Source organism: Achromobacter sp. HZ34 (assembly GCF_002209485.1).
GTDB lineage: Bacteria > Pseudomonadota > Gammaproteobacteria > Burkholderiales > Burkholderiaceae_B > Bordetella_C.
Genome location: NZ_NJIX01000010.1, coordinates 94,802 through 117,218, shown reverse-complemented (window position 1 = coordinate 117,218; position 22,417 = coordinate 94,802). Strand labels below are relative to the sequence as shown.

At 65.8% G+C, this 22,417-nt stretch carries 20 protein-coding genes; 13 read left to right on the top strand and 7 right to left on the bottom strand.

Features of this window, described 5'->3' with window-relative positions; all coding sequences use genetic code 11:
• The first annotated feature begins 8 nt into the window (after positions 1–8).
• Both CEY05_RS29500 and CEY05_RS29495 read left to right on the top strand, forming a co-directional pair.
• A complete protein-coding gene (locus CEY05_RS29500) occupies positions 9–557 on the top strand; it encodes a gluconokinase (RefSeq protein ID WP_088600849.1) in 549 nt (182 codons plus the stop codon).
• Entirely contained in the window at positions 554–1,945 is a 1,392-nt protein-coding gene (locus CEY05_RS29495) for a gluconate:H+ symporter (protein WP_088600848.1), read from the top strand. Before CEY05_RS29500 ends, CEY05_RS29495 begins: the two co-directional genes overlap by 4 nt.
• 192 nt (positions 1,946–2,137) lie before the next feature.
• Here CEY05_RS29495 and CEY05_RS29490 read toward each other — a convergent pair whose 3' ends face one another.
• From CEY05_RS29490 to CEY05_RS29475, 4 genes are all read right to left on the bottom strand, one after another.
• Positions 2,138–2,794, bottom strand: a complete 657-nt coding sequence (locus tag CEY05_RS29490) for a methionine ABC transporter permease (protein ID WP_088600847.1) — start codon at positions 2,792–2,794, stop codon at positions 2,138–2,140.
• A complete protein-coding gene (locus tag CEY05_RS29485; RefSeq protein WP_088600846.1) occupies positions 2,775–3,944 on the bottom strand; it encodes a methionine ABC transporter ATP-binding protein in 1,170 nt (389 codons plus the stop codon). The genes CEY05_RS29490 and CEY05_RS29485 overlap by 20 nt, the downstream gene beginning before the upstream one ends.
• A gap of 2 nt (positions 3,945–3,946) precedes the next feature.
• The gene (locus CEY05_RS29480; protein WP_088600845.1) at positions 3,947–4,771 is read right to left on the bottom strand and encodes a MetQ/NlpA family ABC transporter substrate-binding protein; all 825 of its coding nucleotides are present in this window, start codon (positions 4,769–4,771) and stop codon (positions 3,947–3,949) included.
• A 148-nt stretch (positions 4,772–4,919) separates the two neighbouring features.
• A complete protein-coding gene (locus tag CEY05_RS29475) occupies positions 4,920–6,290 on the bottom strand; it encodes an LLM class flavin-dependent oxidoreductase (protein ID WP_088600844.1) in 1,371 nt (456 codons plus the stop codon).
• Positions 6,291–6,590: 300 nt separating this feature from the next.
• On the opposite strand from CEY05_RS29475, the gene CEY05_RS29470 reads away from it, so the two are divergent.
• The 10 genes from CEY05_RS29470 (at position 6,591) to CEY05_RS29425 (ending at position 16,804) form a co-directional block, all read left to right on the top strand.
• Complete coding sequence (locus CEY05_RS29470) at positions 6,591–8,030, top strand: FAD/NAD(P)-binding protein (protein ID WP_088600843.1); 1,440 nt, start codon at positions 6,591–6,593, stop codon at positions 8,028–8,030.
• 14 nt (positions 8,031–8,044) lie between these two features.
• Positions 8,045–9,259, top strand: coding sequence for an acyl-CoA dehydrogenase family protein (locus tag CEY05_RS29465; RefSeq protein ID WP_088600842.1), 1,215 nt, complete (start codon positions 8,045–8,047; stop codon positions 9,257–9,259).
• 19 nt (positions 9,260–9,278) lie between these two features.
• Positions 9,279–10,478 (top strand): acyl-CoA dehydrogenase family protein, encoded by a 1,200-nt coding sequence (locus tag CEY05_RS29460; protein WP_088600841.1) that lies wholly within the window; start codon positions 9,279–9,281, stop codon positions 10,476–10,478.
• Positions 10,475–11,806 carry an LLM class flavin-dependent oxidoreductase gene (locus CEY05_RS29455; RefSeq protein ID WP_088600840.1) on the top strand — a complete coding sequence of 444 codons (1,332 nt, stop codon included), beginning with the start codon at positions 10,475–10,477 and terminating at the stop codon, positions 11,804–11,806. The genes CEY05_RS29460 and CEY05_RS29455 overlap by 4 nt, the downstream gene beginning before the upstream one ends.
• 29 nt (positions 11,807–11,835) lie before the next feature.
• Positions 11,836–12,480, top strand: a complete 645-nt coding sequence (locus CEY05_RS31900) for a helix-turn-helix domain-containing protein (protein WP_233161772.1) — start codon at positions 11,836–11,838, stop codon at positions 12,478–12,480.
• On the top strand, positions 12,477–12,731 hold the full coding sequence (locus CEY05_RS29445; protein ID WP_233161771.1) for a hypothetical protein: 255 nt from the start codon (positions 12,477–12,479) through the stop codon (positions 12,729–12,731). The genes CEY05_RS31900 and CEY05_RS29445 overlap by 4 nt, the downstream gene beginning before the upstream one ends.
• Positions 12,732–12,810: 79 nt before the next feature.
• The gene (locus CEY05_RS29440) at positions 12,811–13,746 is read left to right on the top strand and encodes a TauD/TfdA family dioxygenase (RefSeq protein WP_198952947.1); all 936 of its coding nucleotides are present in this window, start codon (positions 12,811–12,813) and stop codon (positions 13,744–13,746) included.
• Between the two features lie 2 nt (positions 13,747–13,748).
• Entirely contained in the window at positions 13,749–14,708 is a 960-nt protein-coding gene (locus CEY05_RS29435; protein WP_088600838.1) for an ABC transporter permease, read from the top strand.
• The gene (locus CEY05_RS29430) at positions 14,695–15,480 is read left to right on the top strand and encodes an ABC transporter ATP-binding protein (RefSeq protein WP_233161770.1); all 786 of its coding nucleotides are present in this window, start codon (positions 14,695–14,697) and stop codon (positions 15,478–15,480) included. Before CEY05_RS29435 ends, CEY05_RS29430 begins: the two co-directional genes overlap by 14 nt.
• Before the next feature lie 76 nt (positions 15,481–15,556).
• Entirely contained in the window at positions 15,557–16,804 is a 1,248-nt protein-coding gene (locus CEY05_RS29425; RefSeq protein WP_088600837.1) for a PhnD/SsuA/transferrin family substrate-binding protein, read from the top strand.
• A gap of 79 nt (positions 16,805–16,883) precedes the next feature.
• On the opposite strand, the gene CEY05_RS29420 is transcribed toward CEY05_RS29425, so the two are convergent.
• The 3 genes from CEY05_RS29420 to CEY05_RS29410 form a co-directional block, all read right to left on the bottom strand.
• A complete protein-coding gene (locus CEY05_RS29420) occupies positions 16,884–18,470 on the bottom strand; it encodes an ABC transporter substrate-binding protein (protein ID WP_088600836.1) in 1,587 nt (528 codons plus the stop codon).
• 23 nt (positions 18,471–18,493) lie between these two features.
• Entirely contained in the window at positions 18,494–19,693 is a 1,200-nt protein-coding gene (locus CEY05_RS29415; RefSeq protein ID WP_158219458.1) for an alanine--glyoxylate aminotransferase family protein, read from the bottom strand.
• Positions 19,694–20,019: 326 nt separating this feature from the next.
• A complete protein-coding gene (locus tag CEY05_RS29410; protein ID WP_088600834.1) occupies positions 20,020–20,949 on the bottom strand; it encodes a LysR family transcriptional regulator in 930 nt (309 codons plus the stop codon).
• Between the two features lie 277 nt (positions 20,950–21,226).
• Between CEY05_RS29410 and CEY05_RS29405 the strand changes: the two genes are divergently transcribed.
• Complete coding sequence (locus CEY05_RS29405) at positions 21,227–22,342, top strand: MFS transporter (protein WP_088600941.1); 1,116 nt, start codon at positions 21,227–21,229, stop codon at positions 22,340–22,342.
• Positions 22,343–22,417: the final 75 nt, after the last annotated feature.

The window sequence follows — 22,417 nt, the reverse complement described above, 5'->3', positions numbered from 1 at the left end:
GGGTAAGCATGAATCATCCCCGCACTCAGCCCGAGGTGCTGGTGCTCATGGGCGTCGCAGGCTGCGGCAAGACGACGGTCGCAGCCGTTTTGGCAGGCCGGCTGGATTGGCTCTTCGAAGAAGGCGACGCGCTGCACCCGCAGTCCAACGTGGAAAAAATGCGCTCGGGCCATCCGCTCACTGACGCGGACCGCAAGCCCTGGCTGGAAACCGTCGCCACCTGGGTCGAGGAATGCCTCGATGCCGGCTCCAACGGCATCATCACCTGCTCTGCGCTGAAGCGCTCCTACCGCGAAATCATCAACCGGCGCGGCCATGGCGTGAAATTCGTCTATCTGCATGGCTCGCATGAACTGATCGCCGAACGGCTGGCCACCCGCCACGGCCACTTCATGCCGCCCAGCCTGCTCGACAGCCAGTTCGCCACGCTGGAAGAACCCGCGGCGGACGAACCGGCGGTGCGCATCGAGATCGGCGGATCGCCCTCGGCCATCGCCAACGACATCATCAAGACGCTCGGATTGCAAGCCAACACGGGAAAAAAGGAGACCCCATGAACCCGACCACGGAGCTGAATCCGCACGACATCCAGGTACTGGTTGTCGCGGCGGCCGGTATTGCCCTGCTCGTCCTGCTCATTGTCTGGTTGAAACTGCACGCGTTCCTGGCCCTGACCATAGGCGCCCTGTTCGTGGGCGTCGGCTCCGGCATCCCGCTGGAGAAAGTCACCACGTCCTATGAAAACGGCGTCGGCGGCGTGCTCGGCTATGTCGGCGTGCTGATCGCGCTGGGAGCCATGCTGGGCAAGCTGCTGGCCGATTCAGGCGGGGCCGACATCGTGGTCGAACGCATGTTGCGCGGCAAGCCCGCCACCCTGCCCTGGAAAATGGCGCTGGTGGCCAGCATCATCGGCATTCCCATGTTCTTCGAGATCGGCCTGGTGCTGCTGATCCCCGTGGTCATGCTGGCGGTACATCGATCCAAGGGACCGGCCATGCGCCTGGGCATCCCCGCCCTGGCCGGCCTGTCCGTGCTGCACGGCTTCATTCCGCCCCACCCCGGTCCCCTGGCGGCCATCGCCATCCTGAAGGCCGACGTCGGCCTGACGCTGGGGCTGGGCCTGCTCATCGCCATCCCCACGGTGATCGTGGGCGGCCCGCTGTTCGGCAAGCTGGCGGCGCGCATGGTTCCAGTCGGCGCGGCCGGCGCGGCCTATGCGGTCACGGCGTCGGACAAGGCCATCGAGGCCGCCGAGGAAGGCGTTCCCAAGGCCACGCGCCAGCCTTCCTTCGGCGCCACCCTGATCACCCTGCTCTCGCCCATCGTCCTGATGCTGGCCAAGGCGGCGTCGGACATCTGGCTGGACAAGGCATCGTCGCTGCGCCATTTCTTCGACTTCGTCGGCGATCCGGTGTTTGCCCTGCTGTTCGCCGTGCTGCTGGCCATGATCACCTTCGGCACCGCCGTCGGCTTCACGGTGCCGGTGCTGGCGAAGAAGCTGGGTAACAGCCTGATGCCGGTGGTCGGCGTGATGCTGATCGTGGGCGCTGGCGGCGGCTTCAAGCAAGCGCTGGTGGACGGCGGTGCCGGCGCGGCCATCGCCAAGATCGCCCTGGCCACCGGCATGTCCGTACTGGTGCTGGCGTGGATCGTGGCAGTGCTGATCCGCCTGGCGACCGGCTCGGCCACCGTGGCCACGGTGACGGCGGCCGGCATCATCGAGAAACTGGCTGCCGGCATGCCGCAGAGCCACCTGTCGCTGGTGGTGCTGGCCATCGGCGCCGGCTCCGTGTTCTTCTCGCACGTCAACGACGCCGGGTTCTGGCTGGTGAAGGAATACTTCGGGCTGACGATAGGGCAGACCATCAAGAGCTGGTCGTTCATGGAAACGATCCTGTCGGTGATGGGGCTGATCCTGACCTACGCGCTGTGGCAGTTCATGTAGCGCAGGATCCCGGGCCGTTGCCTGCGGGCGGCGCGAAAGGCGCCAGCTTCACAAACAAACCCTCCCCTGAAACGGAGGGTTTGTTTATTGGGCAATATGGTCCTGCCGGCATGACGCAGCCGCTACTCTCCGGCTGACCAGCCCTCCCGTACAGGGAGGGCTTTTTCATTGCTGGCCGTTGCCGGCCATCCTTCACTTCCGGTGATTGGCCCGCCGCGCCAGCCATTCACCGGTCATCTGCACCAGCGTCACCAGCACGATCAGGATGACGATCACCTCGAACATCACCCGCGTCTCGTAGCGCTCGTAGCCATAGCGTATCGCCATATCGCCCAGGCCGCCGGCGCCCACCGCACCCGCCATGGCCGACGCGTTGATCATGCCTATCAGGCTGACCGTGATACCGCCGATGATCCCCGGCAGTGCTTCCGGCAAGAGGACATGGCGCACGATATGGCGGCGCCGGCAGCCCATGGCACGGGCCGCCTCGATCAGTCCCGCATCCACTTCGTTCAGGCTGACCTGCGCGATGCGCGCGAAGTATGGCGTCAGGCTGAAAGACAATGGGACCACCGCCGCCCACGTGCCCAGCGTCGTGCCGACGATATAGCGCGTCACCGGCAACAATGCCACCAGCAGGATGATGAAGGGCACGGCCCGGAAGACATTCACCACCACCGACAGCGCCTTGTGCAGCACGGGGCGCGCATACAGGCCGCCCGGGGCGGTCACCGTCAGCACCAGCGCCAGCAGCAGCCCCAGGCTCACGGAGATTACCGCGCAGGTGCCCACCATGAGCAAGGTCTCCAGCGCGGCCTGCAGATAACGGTCAAGCATGGACGGGGACATACCCGATTACCTCCACATGGTCCGCGGCGGCCAACGCCGCCTCGTCGTAGTCCTCGGCCGGCAGCGCCACCAGCAACTCGCCCTGGGCATGGCCGGTGATACGTTCCACGCCGCCTTGCAACAAGCGCGCGCGCGGCCCCAGCACCGCCAGGGTGCGCAGCGGCACGCCTGGCGTAGCCGCGGCGGCGAAGCCAGTGCCGGCCAGGCGCATATTTCGCGCTTCGCCTCGGGTTCCGTTTCGGGTTCCGTTGCCCGTATAGCGCAATGCCAGGATGACATCGGCAGGGCCAGTCCCCCGCTCCGACACCATCCGTGCCGCGATATCGGCCGGCAGCCCCTGGCGCAACGGCCGCAACAGCGCCCGCGTGGCGTCCGCGTGCGGCGCGCCAAACACGCGCCACACATCGCCGTGCTCCACGACGCGGCCCTGGTCCAGCACCAGGACCCGATGGCAGATTTCGCGGATCACGGCCATGTCGTGCGTGATCAGCACCACGGTCAGCCCAAGTTGGCGATTGATGTCGCGCAGCAAGCCCAGTATCGAATGCGTGGTTTCCGGATCGAGCGCGGAAGTCGGCTCGTCGCACAACAGGATCTCAGGCTCGTGCACCAGTGCGCGGGCGATGCCCACGCGCTGCTTCTGCCCGCCGGACAATTGGGCCGGATAGGCCTTGGCCTGCTCGCGCAGGCCCACGAGGTCCAGCAGCTTGTCCACCCGCCGCGCGATGGTCGCACGCCCCAGCCCGGCCACGCGCAACGGCAGGCCGACGTTGTCCGCCACCGTCTTGGCGGACAGCAGGTTGAAATGCTGGAAGATCATGCCGACGCGGCGCCGCAACGCCACCAGGCCGTCCTCGTCCAGCGCGCCCACATCCACGTTACCCACGCGCACCGACCCGCCGCTGGGCCGCTCCAGCATGTTGATGGCACGCAGCAGCGTGGACTTGCCCGCGCCGCTGCGGCCGATGATGCCGAAGATTTCTCCGCGCTCGACGCTGAACGAAACGTCCTCCAGCGCCGCCACGCGCCGGTCGCGCGCCGCGTAGGTCTTGGCCAGATGCTCGAAGACGATGTGCGGGGCTGAGGGGGTCTGAGACTGCGCCGGCGCCGCGCCGCTTTCCTGGACGATGTCGAAACGATGCCTGGCCATGGTCAGAACACCGGCAGCACCGCGCCCTGGTACTTGTTAAGGATGAACTGGCGTACCGTTTCGGATTGGTAGGCGGCCACCAGCTTGGGCACCCATGGTGCATTGCGGTCTTGCTCGCGCACGGCGATGACGTTGACGTAGGGGTTGTTCTCCTTCTTTTCCACGGCGATGCCGTCGCGCGTCGCGATCAGGCCGGCCTGGTAGGCGAAGGTGTTGACGATCGCCGCCGTATCGACATCTTCCAGCGACTTGGCCAGGATCAGTGACGTACTTTCCACGAGCTTGATCTTGTGCGGATTGGAAGTCACGTCTTCCAGCGACGCCGTCCCATTGAACGGATCGAAGCCGTCACGCAACGTGATCAAGCCGTGATCGCGCAGGATCACCAGTGCACGGGTCTGGTTGCTGGGGTCGTTGGGGATGCCTACGCGTGCGCCCTCGGGCAGGCTCTCCAGCGATTTGTATTTCTTCGAGTAGAAAGCGATAGGTGAGATCAGCGTGTTGCCGGCGATGGCCAGCTTGTAGCCGCGTTGCTTGATCTGGTCGCGCAGGAAGGGAATGTGCTGGAAGGAGTTGGCGTCCAGGTCGCCGTTGTTCAAGGCTTCGTTGGGGCTGGCGTTACCGCTGACCACGATCACCTTCACGTCCAGGCCATTCTGCTTGGCGACCTTGGTGACCACCTCCCAGATTTCCTCATCGACGCCACCGCGCACGCCGACCTTCAGGGGCTTGGCGGCATCGGCGGCGTGGGCCAGCGGAGCGGCAAACGCGCAGGCCGTGGCCAGGAAAGGGAGCAGCAGACGGGCCAGGCGCGAACGTATGGACATGGTGAGGTTTCCTTCGATGTGGAAACCTCACAGCGTATGGGCAGCCGCGCCGCGGCCGAACGAATAATTCGTTAGGTCATTATGCGCGGCTGAGGATATAGCTGTCTGGCATAAGCCGCGGCGCCGGCCAGCCATCGCGCCGGGTTGCTCAGGCCGGCTGGCGTTGCGGCCTGGACAGGCCCAGGTGCCCGCGCAAGGTCGTACCCTCGTAGCGCGTGCGATACAGTCCGCGCCGCTGCAGCTCCGGCACCACCAGGTCGACGAAGTCGAACAGGCTGTCGGGCATACCGGCAGGGATCAGGTTGAAGCCATCGGCGGCACCGGCGCGAAACCAGTGCTCCAGGTCATCGGCGATTTCCTGGGGCGAGCCCACGATGATACGGTGGCCGTACGACGCGGCGGCCAGCGTAGCCAGGTCGCGCAGGGTGTAATTCTCCGTCCGGGCCTTGTTCAAGAGCATGCGCACACGGCTGACACCATTCACCCGCGGCCCGGGATCCGGCACCGGACCATCCAGGTCGTAGCTGGACAGATCGCAGCCCCAACGGGCCGACAATTGCCGCAGGCCCGCCGCGACGTCCGTGCGTGCCTGCAAGGCCTCGAACTTGTCGCGCGCTTCCCGGGAAGTACGGCCGATGATGGGCATGATGCCGGGCAGAATAAGCGGGCCTGCAATTCGGGCTGCCCGGCCTGAGGCGGCCCCGCTTGTCGTTGCGCCGCTCGTCCGGATTGCGCTTGCCGTGCATTGCCCTGATGCCGCGCGCACCAGTTGTTCCCGATACGCCAGCCCGTCCTGCACGGTATCCTGCGCGGCGAACGCCACCTCGGCAATGCGTCCCGCCAGCGCGATACCCGCTGCCGAAGCGCCGGCCTGGATGATCACCGGGTGCCCCTGCGGTGGCCGCGACACATTGAGCGGGCCGCGCACGGCGTAGTACGCGCCACGGTGATTCAGTTCCCGCACGCCGGCAAGATCGACATAGACGCCGCTTTCCTTGTCCAGCCGCAGCGCACCGTCGTCCCACGTATCCCACAAGCCCTTCACCACGTCGACGAACTCCGCCGCGCGCACGTAGCGCTCGTCGTGTTCGGGCAGCGCGTCCATGCCGAAGTTTTCCGCCGCGCGATCCAGCTGCGACGTCACCACGTTCCACGCGATGCGGCCGCCGCTCATATGATCCAGCGATGCCAGCATGCGTGCCAGGTTGAACGGCTCGCTGAACGAGGTAGACACCGTGGCAGCCAGGCCGATATGCGAAGTCGTGGCTGCCAGCGCCCCCAGCAAGGTCAAGGGCTCGAAGCCGCCGCCCCGCCCATTGCCTTCTGGCGTGGGCCCCACCAGGTTATCGGCCAGGAAGATCATATCGAACAGCCCGACTTCCGCCTTGCGCGCGACTTCCACCGCCCACGCCAGATCCTCCGGATGCCCCCGCGCCTCGTCCCGCCGCCACGTGGCTGGATGCCGGCCTAGCGGCAGGTGGAAATAGCCTAGATGTAGCTGCGCTTGCGGATCGTTCATGGTCGCTCTTCTCTGATTTTTGGGAACCCCTGCGAAAGAGGTAGTAACGCACGCCTCGATATCGTCCCATGGAAATCGCCACGGCAGCGACGCGGCACAGGCTGCGTCCAATATCACTTTTCACTTTGTTTATTCGGAGAACGCACACCGCCCGGGATCTCCGAGGCGGCCAGACAGCTACCTGCGCAACATGCATTAGATAAAAAGAAATGCGTATAGAAGGTTCTCGCCTTGCTGTCTTACCATCGATTTCCTCGACGCCGCCGAGGCGTCTCGCAAGCACACTCAACGAGAGGCCACATGTCCACGTCCCAGGCACAGCACGTCGTCATCATCGGTGGCGGCTTCGCGGGAACCGTCACCGCCATCAAGCTGACTCGTGCCACGCCGGTCCCCCTGCGTATCACCATCGTGGAGAGCCGTAAGGAAATCGGCCGCGGCATCGCTTACAGCACGCGACTGCCCACGCACCTGGTCAACGGACCCGCGAAAAACTTCACGCTGTACGCCGACCAGCCTGACCATCTGGCCAACTGGTTACAGGAACAGGCGGCGCGCGACGGCTGGCGGCCACCGGCAGGCGTGGCCTGGACCGATGCCTTTCCGCCGCGCCATCTCTACGGCGACTACCTGCAGGCGGAACTGGAAAACACGCTTGCGCAAGCGCCGAACGCCATCGAATTCCGCCACATCGCCGATCGCGCCATCAACCTGGAACGCGCCTTCGATGGACGCTGGACCGTACGCCTGGCGACGGGCGTCGGCCTGCAGGCCAACCATGTAGTGTTGGCCACTGGATTGTTTACCGCGAAGCTGGAGCGCGCCGACCTCGATATCGATACCGAACTCATCGCCGAAGGCCGCGTCGTGGACGACATCTGGGCGTCCGCTTCCAATGACCTTTCGCAAGACCAGGACGCCGTCATCATCGGCAACGGACTGTCCGCGCTGGACGCCATGCTCAGCGCCGAAGCCCAAGGATTCCGCGGTCATTTCCATGGCGTTTCACGGCGGGGATTGCTGGTCGCTCGCCGCCAGGATGTCACGCCCTGGCCGTCCTTTCTTGACCCGCAGGCCTTGCCCAAAACCCTGCGCTCCCTGCTGCACCAGATTCTCGGCGCGCATGCGTCCATTCTTGCCGCGGGTGAAGACTGGCAACGCCTGACGGGTGCGGTGCGTCCGCATGTGCCCGCGCTGTGGAACCAGGCCAGCGACGCGGAGCGCAAACGTTTCATCCGCCATCTGCGCGCGTACTGGGAGATCAGCCTGCACAAGGCCGCGCCGGAATCCGCCACCTGGCTGGAAGCACTGCTGCAGGCGCAGCGCTACAGCAAGCTTACCGGCCGCGTCCGTCGCATCGCACGGGCCGCCAGCGGGCGCGTCGCCGTCACCTGGCAGCCGCGCCGTGAAGCGCATGCGCACACCTTCGAGGTCGATCGCGTGTTCAATTCCCACGGTTTCGATTTCGACTGGACCCGTATCGACGACCCGCTGCTGCGCCAACTGGTGGCGCGCGCGTACGTGCAGCCGCACAGCACCGGCTTCGGCATCGACGCGGTGGGCCAGACCGGCGCCGTCATTTCCAGGACCGTGGACACAACGGGCCTGTATGCCGTCGGTCATCCCCTGCGCGGCGTGAACTGGGAATCGAACGCCATCGGCGAACAGGTGGCAGGTGCCACCGCCACTGCGCAAGCCCTGGCCCATACGCTGCAACCGGCGCTGGCCGTTGCCGCCTGACAGGAGCAGCTTTCATGCCACCGGATTCCCCCCAACCCTCGACGTACTTCGACCCCTTCCCGCCCGACAGCAGCGATGCCTTGCTGGCGCGTGCGGTCGCCTTGCGTCCGCTGCTGCAGGCCGATGCTGTCCAACGGGACAAGGCCGGCGGCCGTCCCGTCGCGCAGATAGCGCTACTGAAACAGCAGAAGCTGAACGCAGCCGCCATCGCGCCCCGATACGGCGGCGATGGATCATCCTGGGTTTCAATCTTGCGCGTCGTGCGCGAACTGGCCCGCAGCGATGGTTCGTTGGCTCATCTCTATGGTTACCAGCACCTGCCTCTGCACACGGTATTGGCCAGGGGCACGGACGAGCAACAGGAACGTTGGTTCAGCCACGCCGCGCGCGAACAATGGCTATGGAGCAATTCAGGTAACGCCATGTCCAGGACCAGCAGCGCGGAGCGGGTAGCGGGCGGATGGATAATCGAGGGCTTCCGGCCTTTCTCTTCCGGCAGCCATGTCGCCGACGTGATCCAGATTGCGTGGGAGGACACAACAGGCGCACGACGGACAGCCTTGATCCCGGCGGCTCGCGCGGGCATCGTCATTGAAGACGATTGGGACGGCATCGGCCAGACGCAGACCGGCAGCGGCACCGTCACCTTCCACGGTGTGCGGGTGCGCGACGACGAAGTCCTGGGCGATGGGACGACGCCCCTCTCGCCGTTTGAATCGATAGTCTCCCTGCTACAGCAAGCCGTGCTCGCCAATGTCTTCATCGGCAGTGCCCAAGGTGCCCTGGACGAGGCTCGTGAATACACGATCACGCAGTCGCGTCCCTGGATTCATTCAGGCGTGACGCGTCACATCGACGACCCGTGGATTCATCGCTCCTATGGCGACCTCTTCATCAGGACGCTGGCTGCCATTGAACTGGCCGACGACGCGGCGGCGCACCTGGACCGCGCCTACGCGCTGGGCCGCGCGCTGGATGCCGAGACGCGCGGCCGCGTGTCCATCGACCTGGCCGCGGCAAACATTTATGCGGGCGAGACCGCGCTGGACGTGACCGAGAAAATTTTCGAACTGATGGGCGCGCGCTCCGCCACCCGGGCACGCGGCTACGACCGCTTCTGGCGCAACGTGCGCACCCACACCCTGCACAACCCGGCCGAATACAAGAAACGCACCATCGGTGCATGGTTGCTGCGCCATCCCTATGCCCCTCTGGGCGCCTACCGCTGAGCGGGACGACGGACGATAAATGGCTTTCGATCTGGATATTACCAACCCCTGGTACGCCAAGGCGGTACGCCTGCGTGAACAGTTCGCCGTGGACGCGGTGGCCAACGACAAGGCGGGCGGACAGCCGCTCGCCCAGCTTGCCTTGCTCAAGGAAAGCGGCCTGCTGAAACTGCTGTTGCCCAAGGAACTAGGCGGCGACGGCCAACCCTGGTCGACCGCGCTGCGCATCGGCCGGGAGTTCGCCAAAGCGGACGGGGCACTGGGCCACCTGTATGGCTACCACTTCAGCGCGCTGCTGGGCCTGGGCCTGCGTGGCGACCCAGAGCGGGCGCGCCATTACTGGCGCGAATCCGCGCGCAACAACTGGTTCTGGGGCAATACGGCCAACAGCTTTTCCAAGAGCCTGTTCGGCCGGCCCGATGGCGATGGCTTCATACTGGACGGCTTCCGGCCCTTTACCTCCGGGTCGCATATCGCCGATCGCCTTGCCATCGCCTGGGAAAGCCAGGATGGCACCGAACGCCGCTTCGCTGCGATCCCTGCCAATCGTGCCGGCGTCGTCATCGAACACGACTGGGATGGCCTGGGGCAGACGCAGACCGGCAGCGGGCGGGTCAGTTTCCACGGCGTGCGCGTGCAGGCCGATGAGATACTTGGCTCGCCGGCGCCGTTCCAGCCCACCACGAGCAGGGCCGCGCCTTACCGGACGCTGGGACCGCTGGTTCAGCAGAGCGTGCTGCTGAACGTTTTCATCGGCAGCGCGCAGGGAGCGCTGCTGACGGCGCGCGACTATACGCTGGAACACTCCCGGCCCTGGATTCATTCCGGCTTGCAGAAACACGACGACGATCCCTGGATACAGCGCCAATACGGCGAGCTATGGAGCCAGGCGCGCGCCGCCACCCTGCTGGCCGACCGGGCCGCGCTGGCGCTGGACCATGCGTGGTCGCGCGGCGAGGGCCTGACCGCGGATGAGCGCGGCGCGGCGGCCCTGGCCGTGGCCTCCGCCAACGTGCTGGCCGGCAGTGTCGCGCTGCGCGTGACCCGCGAGATGTTTGAAGTCATGGGGGCTCGGTCGGCCACGCGCAAGCTGGGGTTCGATCGCTATTGGCGCAATGTGCGCATCCATACCCTGCACAACCCCGCGGAATACAAGACGCGCAATGTCGGCCGCTGGCTGCTGGGCCTGGACTACCCGGCGGCAGGGAGTTTCCAATGACCCTGGCCGATCGTCCGCCGCAAGAACTGATCCTCAACGTCAACATCCTGCATTCGGGCTTCCTGCCCTCTGCGTGGCGTGTGCCGCAGGCGGATCCTTATGCCTTCGCCGATATCGATCATTACGTGCGTATCGCCAGGATCGCCGAAGCGGCCAAGCTGGACGCCGTGTTTCTTGCCGACAATGCGGCCATCGCCGACCAGATCAAGTACCGCTCGATCACCGCGCTGGAGCCTACCGTGCTGCTGGCCGTTCTGGCCGCCAGCACCTCGCGCATCGGCCTGATCGGCACGGCGTCCACCAGCTATAACGAGCCTTATAACATCGCGCGGCGCTTCGCCACGTTGGACCATGCCAGCCGTGGCCGTGCCGGGTGGAATATCGTCACCACGGCGGATCTGCCCTCTGCCCGCAATTTCAATCGCGACGACGTGCCTGAACATGCGGAACGCTATGGCCGGGGCGAGGAATTCACCCAGGTCGTGAAGGACTTGTGGGACAGCTGGGCCGACGACGCCTTCCTGGGCGACAAGGCCAGCGGCCATTTCGCCGACACCAGCCGCATCCGGCCTATCGCGCATGCCGGCAAGCATTTCAAAGTGCAGGGGCCATTGAACCTGCCCCGTCCGCCGCAGGGCCATCCCGTGCTGGTGCAGGCGGGTGCCTCGGGCGATGGGCGGGAGTTGGCGGCACGGCATGCGGAGGCGGTGTTTTCCGCGTCCATTTCCCTGGACGAAGCGCGTGCCTATCGGCGCGACCTGCACGAACGGGCGCAACGCCATGGCCGGGGCCCCCGGGCGATCAGGGTATTGCCGGGCCTGACCACCATCATCGGCGACACCGAAGCCGCGGCGCGGCGGCGGCAAGACGAACTGGTCGACCTGATCCCCTGGGAGTACAGCCTGAACCGCCTGGCGGGAACGCTGGGCATCCCGCCGGAACGGATCGATCCCGACAAGCCCTTGCCGCAGGATCTTCCTCTGCCGAATGGTGGGCGTGGCAACCACACCTTCTTCCACGCCACGCTGGCCGCCAGCCGCCGCACGGGATACACCGCGCGCCAGCTGGTCAAAGAACTGGCGGGCGGCGGCGGCCATCGCGTAATAGTCGGCACCCCCGAGCAGATCGCCGACGACATCGAACACTGGTTCCGCGAAGGGGCTGCCGATGGCTTCAACCTGATGCCCGACGTATTGCCGGACGGCCTGCAGTCCTTTGTCGACGGCGTCGTACCCATCCTGCAAAAACGCGGCATCTTCCGGACCGAATATCGCGGCACCACGCTACGCGATCATATGGGCCTGGCGCGTCCTGACCGACGCGATTGACCGCCGCTGTGTGCGGATCGGGATCGGGGATGCGCGTCACTGTTCCCCGTTCGGCTCAGTTCAGGTCAGCAGCTGGAACTGATCAGCCGGGAAAGGCACCAATCGCTTCGTCGATTCGCCTGAGCAAGTCGCGCCGTACCGATATCCAGAAGATTTCATCATATTTCGAATATTTCGAGAGTTTCGAGTTTGCATCTCCCCCGTCCCGCAAAAGAAACAGCGCGGGGGCGCTCGGACAGGACCCAGCGACGCTGACGCAACCAGCCAGTCTCCTGCCTATGTTCGAATTGTCATTCGACGCGGGCCCGGTCGTCTCCGTAATTCGGCGCCACGTCAAACTCAGCAAGGAAGCGGACGAGGCGATAAGACGCGACTTGGTCGATGTGTTGAACCATGCAGTAGTTCAACTGCGACTTACGGAGCGACGAGCGCCGGCTGGCAAGGACGATCAGGTGCTAAGCACCGAAAAAGCAGCACAACTCGCCGGGGTTAGCCGACCCTACATGGCAAAGCTCATCGACTCCGGCGTCATAGAACTCCATCAAAAGGTCGGCAATCAACGTCGCGTGCTGCGCAGCGCCGTGATCCGTTGGCAAGCCGCCGCGCGCGCGACGCAGGCGAAGGCGTTGAAGCGCCTGGCCGAAGACCTGGACGAGGAAATCTTCTCGTCGTGAGCATTCCCGTCGTGGCCGATGCCGATACACTATTCGCGGCCACAACGCGCGCGCTGCTGATCTACCTCGACTACGAAGGACTGATCAAGCTGCACTGGTCTCCGTTGATCCTGGATGAGATGAGCCGCGCTTTGATGGAAACGGGGCGCAAGAAAACGCTCGAAGATGCCAAGCTGAGCGCCGTACGCATAGTGCCGCCGCCCATAGTCCGCCACGCCATTGCCTGGAATCATGCGCATATGCCGGATTAGCAAATGGGCACGATGTCGTTGTTGGCAGGACCGCGGTGGTCGCATGATGTGGCCTTCCCCCCGTCACTGCGAGGCCAGCATGAGCGCTGTACTGAATCGTATCGAAGTACTCCCCCAATCCGGCTGGACCGGCGCCGAGATCCAAGGCGTCGACCTGCGGCATCCGCTGCCCGAAGAACATGTCGAGGCGATCCGCGAGGCATTGAACAGGTGGAAGGTGGTGTACTTCCGCGACCAGTTCCTTACGCACGCGCAGCAGATTGCTTTCGGCAAGCAGTTCGGCGATGTCACGCCGGGCCACCCCTACGAGGGCGACGTCGCGCCCCAAGGGCATCCCGAAATCCATACCGTGTCGCCGCAGGCCTATAACCAGCGCTACGGCAAGAGCTACACGCGCAAACAAGGCGCCAACGGCCCGGCATGGCACGCCGACGTCACGCCGCTCATCAACCCGCCGTCATATTCCATCCTGCGGGCCGAGGTGGTGCCGGCCTATAGCGGCGACACCCAGTTCACCAACGTCGCGGCGGCATACCAGGGGCTATCCGAGCCTATTCGCCGCCTGATCGACGGCCTGCGGGCCGAGCATCGCTTCGGCTCGAACTACAACGCGGAACGCAGCGACGAGCGGATCGGCGAGTGGGTCCGCAACAAACCGCTGGCCTCGATCCACCCGGTCGTGCGGGTGCACCCCCTGACCGGCGAACGGGTGATCTACGTCAACCCCAGCTTCACCAAGCACATCGTGGGCGTGTCGCCGCGCGAATCGCGCTATCTGCTGGATCTCCTGTTCGACCAGATCCAGCAGCCGGAATACACCGACCGCTTCCGCTGGACGCCGGGCAGCGTCGCCTTCTGGGACAATCGTGCCGTCCTGCACCTGGCCCCGCGCGACTTCGAGCATCTGGATTTCGAACGGGTCCTGCATCGCATCACACTGGTCGGCGAGGTGCCCGTGGGCGTGGACGGCAAGCCCTCGGAGTCCATCTCCGGCGATCCTTTCCTGGCAGCGTGATCATGGCGGCGGTCATCACGGCTGAGGCCGAAGCAGGCAGGCGGAACGCCGGCGGCGCCGCCTCCGAAGCGGGCCGGTGGAGCGCTGCTGGAGTAGCGCCGCCGGACGCGGGCGCGACGGCGCAGCGTAGCGTTGCGCCCGCCCCCGTACCTGCTTTGGTGGATCCGCGCACGCAAGCACCACGGGCGGCAGACGCCGCGCTGGTACCGCGCGTATTGCAACGCCTGCTCGGCCCGCTGGCCTTGATCGCCGTCTGGCAAGCGCTGACAAGCTTCGAGGTCTTCGACCCGCGTACTACCCCGGCGCCGTTGACGGTGTTGCGCACGGCCGCGGACCTGGCCAGCAGCGGCGCACTTGCCGACAATCTGACGGCGTCCCTGCTGCTGGTGATCAAGGGCCTGGCCCTGGGCATTTCGATCGGCCTGGGGGCGGCCCTGTCATCGGGACTGTCGCGCGCCGGCGAGAACATCGTCGACGCCAATATGGAGATCTTGCGCGCGGTGCCCAACTTCGCGCTGCTGCCGATACTGATCGCGTGGTTCGGCATCGACGATCTTTCCAAGGTGCTCCTGATCACCCTGCACGTGGCCGTATGCATCTACATCAACACGTACAGCGCCATACGCAGCGTGGACAGCACGCTCATCGAAGCCGCCCGCTGCCTGGGGGTCAAACGCGCGGAGTTGATTGCCGCGGTGATCCTGCCCGGCGCCCTGCCGGGCTTCCTGGTGGGACTGCGCCTGGCGCTGACCGGGGCATGGCTTTCCCTCATCTTCGCGGAGACCATCAATGCGCCCGTAGGCCTGGGTCGCATGATGAGCGATGCGCGGGAATACTTCCGGGTCGACGTGATCTTCGTGCTGTTGGCGATTTATGCGCTGCTGGGCCTGCTGTCGCTGGCCGCCGTGCGTTTTCTTGAATCCCGTTTGCTGGCGTGGCGCCGGTCCTATGATGGCGAGTGAAGCCTTGACGCACACTTTCTCCGAGACCGCGCCGATCTCTTCGGCCACGCCGGCCGCACCAGTCCCGCCTGACGCTCCGGTGGTGCGGTTACGCCATTTGACCAAGACGTTCGGCTCCCACGCGGTGCTGCGCGACCTGACACTCGATATCGGCCCTGCCGAATTCGTGGCCCTGCTGGGGCGCAGCGGCTCCGGCAAGAGCACCCTGCTGCGCGTGCTGGGTGCCTTGGATGGCGACGTGACCGGCGACATCCTGGTGCCCAGCCAGCGCGCCATCGTGTTCCAGGAAGCACGGCTGTTCCCCTGGCATCGGGTCCTGCGCAATGTACTGATGGGCCTGCCGCGCAACGCGGACCTGCGTGAGCGAGCCTTGGCGGCGCTGCAGGAAGTCGGCTTGTCGCATCGCCTGCGCGCCTGGCCTCGTACCCTCTCCGGGGGCGAAGCGCAGCGTGTGGCGCTGGCGCGAGCCCTGGTCCGCGCGCCGCAATTGCTGCTGCTGGATGAACCTTTCGGTGCCCTGGACGCGCTGACCCGGTTGCGCATGCACGGGCTGCTGCGCGACTTATATGCCCGCCATCGCCCCGCCGTGCTGCTGGTCACGCACGACGTGGACGAAGCGCTGCAACTGGCCGACCGCGTCCTGGTCCTGCACGAAGGCCGCATCGCCCTGGACACCCGGGTCGATCTTCCTTCTCACCAGCGCCATACCGATCCCCGTTTCCCGGTCTTGCGCGCCCGCCTGCTGAACGAGCTGGGCGTCGCGCAGGACTGACCTTCATCGGACCCACCCTGCTGGCCGGCTATCGATCCCATCCGGCCCGGGGCTATTTCTTTCCAGGAGTATTGCAATGCCTGCCCCGACCCCACCCCTGCCACGCGCGGCGCGCGGCTCCAGCGCGCACGTAAAGCCAGGCACATTCGCACGGCGCGTGCTGGCCTGCGCGGCGGCCGCCTGCGGCCTGCTGCTGGCGCAGGCCAGCGTGGCGGCTGGCGGCGCCGTGCAGGCGGAAGCGGCGTCGGCCAGCACGCTGCCAGCCAACGCCACGGTTGGCGGCACCGCGCAAGGAGACGACGCCGCGCTTGCACAGCGACTCGCGGCAGCGGTGCCGAAGGGAACGCGGCTGGTCGTCGCGGAACAATCCGGCGAAGCGTCGGCGGCGTGGAAGCTGTCCGGCCTGGGCAAGGACGCCCCGTATCAAGTCACCTTCGCCACGTTCAATGGCGGCCCGGCCGTGCTTGAGGCCCTGGTATCGGGCGCGGTCGATGTCGGCTATATCGGCGAGGCGCCGATCCCCATCGCAGTGGGTGCCGGCGTCAAGGATCTGGTGGCCATCGCCATTACCGCGAACCCGGGCAGTCCCGCCAACACGTATCTGGTCGTTCAACCGAACAGCCCGGTCAGGAAGGTGGAAGATCTGCGCGGCAAGAAAATAGCCTACCCCGCGGGCACGGGCCGCCACATGATCCTGGCGGGCATCCTGCATGGGCACGGAATGGATCTGCGCAAGGATGTGCAGGGCGTGCAGGTGCCAGGCTCAGAGGTCGCACCGACGTTCTCGTCGCGTGCCGTGGATGCCGCCATCGTCCTGGGACACCAGTATTTCCGCCTAGGTTCGCCGCCGATACTGGCCAACGGGTCAGGACACAACTGGGGCCTGAATCCCATCGTCGCGCGTCGGTCCGCGCTGGCCGACCCAGCCAAGGCCGCGGCCATCGCCGACTTCGTGCGCCGTGCCGTGGCGATCTACAACTGGCAGGCCACGCACGCGGACGCCTGGATACAAGCCAGCTATGTGAAGCTGCAAGGGTTGACGCCAGCCCAGGGCAAGATATTGCTCGACGAAGAGGGTGTCGGCGCCTACTATCCCATCGACGGCCGCCTGACGGAAGTCTTCCAGGAAATCGCCGATGGCCTGGTGGAGACCGGCGCACTGAGCCGCAAGATCGACATCGCACCCTATGTCGACGGCCGCTACAACGACATCGTCGCCGCCCAGAACCGTCTGGACGGCGTGCAATTGCGCCCGTTGGCCAACGACCGCAACGTGGACGACGGCTCGAAACGTCCCGACAGCAAGCCTTTCGTGCTTCGCTGATGGTACTAACGACGGCGCGCAAGATGCCCGCCTATCCGGCGGGAAACAGCGCGCGCCCGGCTATGCTACGGGCGGCGCCTTACTGCCCCTTCCAGAACAACACCACCGGTGCTTTCACCATCCCGGTGAACTTCGCATCGTAGGCCTTGAACTCGGAATACCCGCCAAGCGGCACGAAGGTCACCTGGTCGTAGCCGCGCTTCTGCAGCGCTTCGGCCACCCGCTTCTGTTCGTCCAGGCCCGAAGCCAACGCGAATTCGTCGCGCAGCTTGTTCATCTGGTCGTCCTTGGCCCAGCCGGGATAAGCGTCATCCAGAATCGGATTGACGATGGGATTGATCAGATCCATCGCGGCCAGGCTGGAGTGGAAGATGCTCCAGCCGCCCTGGTCCAGCGGCGCATCCTTGCTGCGGCGCGCAAGCAGCGTGGCCCAGTCCAGATTCTGCACCTCGACATTCATGCCGATATCGCGCAGGGCCTGCGCCGTAACCGGCGCCAGGTTGACCAGGCTGCGTACGTCGGTGGGATGCAGCACCACCACCTTCTCGCCCTTGTAGCCGGCCTCCTTGAGCAAGGCCCGCGCATGCGCCACGTCGGCGGGCCTGGTCTGCGTCGCGCCCACCTCCGTGCGATACGCGGAAATGCAGCTCAGCATCGCGCCGCACAGTTGATAGAAACGCGGATCGCCCAGCGAGGCTTCCAGATAATCGACTTGATACAGCGCCGCCAGCACCGCCCGGCGAATTTTCACGTTGTCGAAAGGCGGCTGCTTCCAGTTCATGCGCAGCATGTACATATTGGTGTTGTCGCCATACCCCTGCACCGTGACGCCCTTGGCACCGTCGAGCTGCGGCATCAGGTCAGGCGCGACGTTTTCGATAAAATCGATTTCGCCCTGGCGCAGCGCGTTGACGGCTGTCTGGGCATCCGTCATGTTGACCACTTCCAGGCGGTCGAACATGGCCACCTTCCCGCCCGAGAAATTATTGGGCGGCTCGGCACGCGGAACATAGTCCGTATTCTTCAGATAGACCGCCTTCACGCCAGGCTGGAACGCCGCGGCGTCGAAGCGGTACGGCCCCGAGCCTACGTATTCGGTGATGGCGGTCGTTGCCGGCGTCGCCGCGATACGCGCCGGCATGATGAAGGGCACCGGCACACCAGGCTTGCCCAGCGTTTCCAGCACCAGGCCGTAAGGCTGCTTGAGCACGAAGCGGAAAGTGTCGGCCGCAGGGCTGTCCAGGGTTTGCGTGGCCGCCATCAGGCGCGTTCCCATGGCATCGCGCGTGGCCCAGCGCTTGAGCGACGCCACGACATCGGCACCGGTGACTGGCGCACCGTCATGGAACTTGAGGCCGGTGCGCAGCTTGAACGTCCAGGTCAGCTTGTCGTCCGACACGGTCCAGCTGTCCACCATCTGCGGCTGCGGACGGGCCTGCGCGTCCAGCGCGAACAGCGTGTCGTAGATCAGGTAACCGTGGTTGCGCGTGATGTAGGCGTTGGTCAGCACCGGGTCGAGCACGCGCAATGGGGCGTGCATCACGACTTTCGCCGTCGTGCCTGCCCCCGGATTTGCCGCTGGGTTTGCCGCCAACGCCGTTGCGGCCGCGCTCCAGGCCAGGATCTGGGCTACCAAGGTGGTGGCGATCAGGGTACGCATTCTCATCGTGTGAATTCCTTTTTCTTATATCAAGCCAGCACGCGGACCGCCGCCGCCAAGCCGCCATCACCGACCGCTATGCCGGTGTCGCGCAACGCAGCCTCCACCGCGCCAAGCGCGCCGAGGATCATGCCAGGGTGCACGGCACCCAGATGGCCAATGCGGAACATGCGGCCGGCATACGGCCCCAGCCCACCCGCGATGGCGGTGTGATGACGCTCGCGGGCCAGGGTACGCATCGCTTCCACCGGCACGTCTTGCGCCACGGCGATGGTGGTCACGGAAGACGACCGTTCTTCGGGCACGGTGACGTGCAAGGACATCTGCCCGGCTTGCGCCCAGCGTTCGACCGCGGCGTGCACCATCAGCGCCACCTGGCGATGGCGGGCGAACACCTGCGCCAGGCCTTCATCACGAATCAGCGCCAGCGCGGCCCGCAGGCCGTGCAGCATGCCCTGCGGGGGCGTGCCGCAGAACTTGCGATACAACAGCGGGCTCTTGCGTTTGTCCCAGTCCCAATAGGAACGCGGCACCGGGTTGGCGCGCGCGACCGCCATGGCGCGTTCATCGACCGCGGTGAAGGACAGTCCGGGCGGCAGCATCAGGGCTTTCTGCGAACCGCCGATGGCGACGTTGACGCCCCACTCGTCCATGCGGAAAGGCGTGGCACCCAGGGACGCGATGACGTCGGCGACCAGCAGGGCGGGATGGCCGCTGGCATCGATGGCCTGGCGTACGGCAGCGATGTCGCTGGTTACGCCGCTGGCCGTGTCGGTGTGCACGGCGAAGACGGCGGCGATGCGGCGTTCGTGGTCGGCGCGCAGGGCGTCTTCGATGGCTTGCGGGTCCAGGGCGCGGCCGGGACGCACCGGCGTGCGGCGCGCCACGCCACCCAACGCTTCAACGTGCAGGGCCCAGGCTTCGGCGAAGAAGCCGCTGCCGGCCACGAGCACTTCGCTGCCTGGCTGCATCAGGTTGACGATGGCTGCCTCCCAGGCACCGTGGCCATTGGCAGCGTACATCAGCACATCGGCGTGGCTGGTGCCAAGCAGCGCTGCCAGGCCGGTCTCGCATTCGTGGACCAGGGTTTCCAGGCGGGCATCGGACAGGTCCATGCTGGGCCGGGACATGGCTTCACGAACAGCGTCGGGGACGTAGGTAGGGCCGGGGGTGTGCAGGAGTTGCGGGCTGGCGGTGGATGTCGCGGGCGTGGATCGTGAGTCGCGCATTTGTCTCCCCGTTTCATGGGTGCTGGGTCTTGGCCTGGACCTTGGCCGGGATCCTGGAATCCAGGGCATCAAGGTCTTGACTCAAGTATTGCTAATAGATACTTATATATCTTATGAAAATATTCTAGCGTTGCTAGACGCGTACGGGCAACGAGGATATATATCGGGTTTTCCCTGGCACCGGGAAGGAGAGTCGAGGTCGGTCCTGACGGACCGACCTCATCCTCGACCTGGGGACGCCCAGCGCAAAGCCGGCGTGCGCCGCCGGCTAGGCTGGGCTGGGCTGGACTGGGTGGCCAAGGTGGGCTGGGCCACACCTTGGCCATTTATGTGCCGGCGACTTGGGCCAGCATGCAGGACTGGTCGCGCTTGTAGGGGAATACGCGGGCGCAGAGGAAATCGACGAAGGCTCGGACTTTGGGCGATGGGTGCTTGCTGGCAGGCCACAGCACGTTGAATTCACCCGTCCATCCGACATCGCCATCTAGCACAGTGCGTAGATGCCCCGCATCCAGCAAGGCATGCACGGAGAAATCCGGCAGGCAGGCAATCCCCCGTCCCTGCAGCGCGAAGCACAAGCGCGTCTCGATGTTGTTGCAGATCATCGTCACCGGCAGCGGCAATTCGGGAGCACCGGGCTCACGCAGCAGCGGCCATGGCTCCAGCTTGCCGCTGTTCGAATAGCGGTAATGCAGGCAGGCATGCTGAAGCAGATCCACGGGCCGGCGCGGCGTGCCACGGCGCGCCAGATAATCCGGCGACGCCACCAGCAACCGCGTGAACGTCCCCAACCTGCGCGCGGACAGCCGCGAATCCACCGGCGCCCCCGTCCGCACGACCGCATCGAATCCCTCCTCGATGACATCGACCATGCGATCGCTGAAATCCAGGTCCAGTTCGATGTCCGGATAGGCATGCATGAATTCGCCCAGCACCGGCAGCACCAGCGAACTGACCAAGGGCAGGCTGACACGCAAACGGCCACGCGGCGCGCCGGTGGCCTGAGACAGCTCAAGCTCCGCCGCCTCGATCTCGGACAGGATACGGCGGCTGCGCTCCAGGAACAGCGAGCCCTCCGCGGTCAGCGTGATGCTGCGCGTGCTGCGGTGAAACAGGCGCACCCCAAGGCGATCCTCCAGCCGCGCCACGCTCTTGCCCACGGCCGACGCCGACACCCCCAATACCCGCCCCGCCGCCACGAAACTGCGTGTCTCCGCGACCTGCACGAACACCATGAAACCATTGAGACTGTCCATTCGCCCTCGTCCCGTCATTACGGACACTCATGTCCGCAGAAATCGGAACTGTACCCCGGTTTTTCTTCAATCCTGGACTCCCTAAGCTGTCGGCACGTTCCACGAAGATAAGGATTTCGCCTTGACTGCCCTGCCCCAGCCCACCGGGGAATGCGCATTGCCCGCGCCCCTGCCTGCGTCCGCCAACGGCCCGGACGCCACCCGCGCCCCCGCCACGCCACAACACGCGCCGTCCCGGGGCCACGCCCTGCCCCTGGCCGCCCTGCTCGCGCTCGCCATGGCGGCGTTCATCACCATCCTTACCGAAGCCCTGCCCGCCGGCCTGCTGCCACAGATGGGACTGGGCCTGGGCGTGTCCGAAGCCCTGGTCGGCCAACTGGTGACCGTCTACGCCATCGGCTCCCTGCTTACCGCCATTCCGCTGACCGCCGCCACCCAGGGCTTGCGCCGCCGCCCTGTACTGCTGACGGCCATCGCCGGCTTCGTCATCGCCAACACGGTAACGACCTTGTCCACCAGCTATCCGCTCACCCTGGTGGCCCGTTTCGTGGCGGGTGTGTCCGCGGGCCTGCTGTGGGCCTTGCTGGCCGGCTATGCGGCCCGCATGGTGCCGGGCCATCTGCAGGGCCGCGCCATTGCCATCGCCATGGTGGGTACGCCGCTGGCCCTGTCGCTGGGCGTGCCGGCGGGCACCTGGCTGGGTATCGCGCTGGGATGGCGCGTGTGCTTCGGCATCATGACCCTGCTGGCCCTGGCCCTGATGCTGCTGGTGCGCGCACGCGTGCCGGACTTCCCGGGCCAGGCGCGCGGCCAGCGGCAGTCCCTGCGCCAGGTCTTCACCCTGCCCGGCATACGTCCAGTGCTGTTCGTCGTGTTGACCTATGTGTTGGCCCACAACATTCTCTACACCTACATCGCGCCCTTTCTCGCGGCGGCCGGCATGGGACAGCGCACGGACCTGGTATTGCTGGATTTCGGCATCGCCTCGCTGGCCGGCATCTGGATCACCGGCGTGTTGATCGATCGCCACCTGCGCCCCCTGGCCTTGATCTGCACCGTGCTCTTCGGTGCCGCCGCGCTATGGCTGGGACTGGCGAGCGGACAGGCCGCGGCGATCTACCTGGCCGTGGCAGTCTGGGGCTTGTCCTTCGGAGGCGCGGCATCGCTGTTCCAGACCGCGTTGGCCAAGACCGCCGCCGCGGCCGCCGATGTCGCGCAGTCCATGCTGGTCACCACGTGGAACCTGGCGATTGCCGGTGGCGGCATCGTGGGTGGCGTGCTCATCGAACACGCCGGTGTGGCGGCCTTCACGCCCGTGCTACTGATGCTGCTGGCAGCAGCACTGGTCACGCTGGTGTTCGCCCGTCGACACGGCTTCCCGCCGTCGCATTGAAACGGGACAAGCGGATGCAGGACACCTCGCCGCCTGGCACGTCCGCGCCTGGCGAGAGGACGTGCTGGCCGCGGC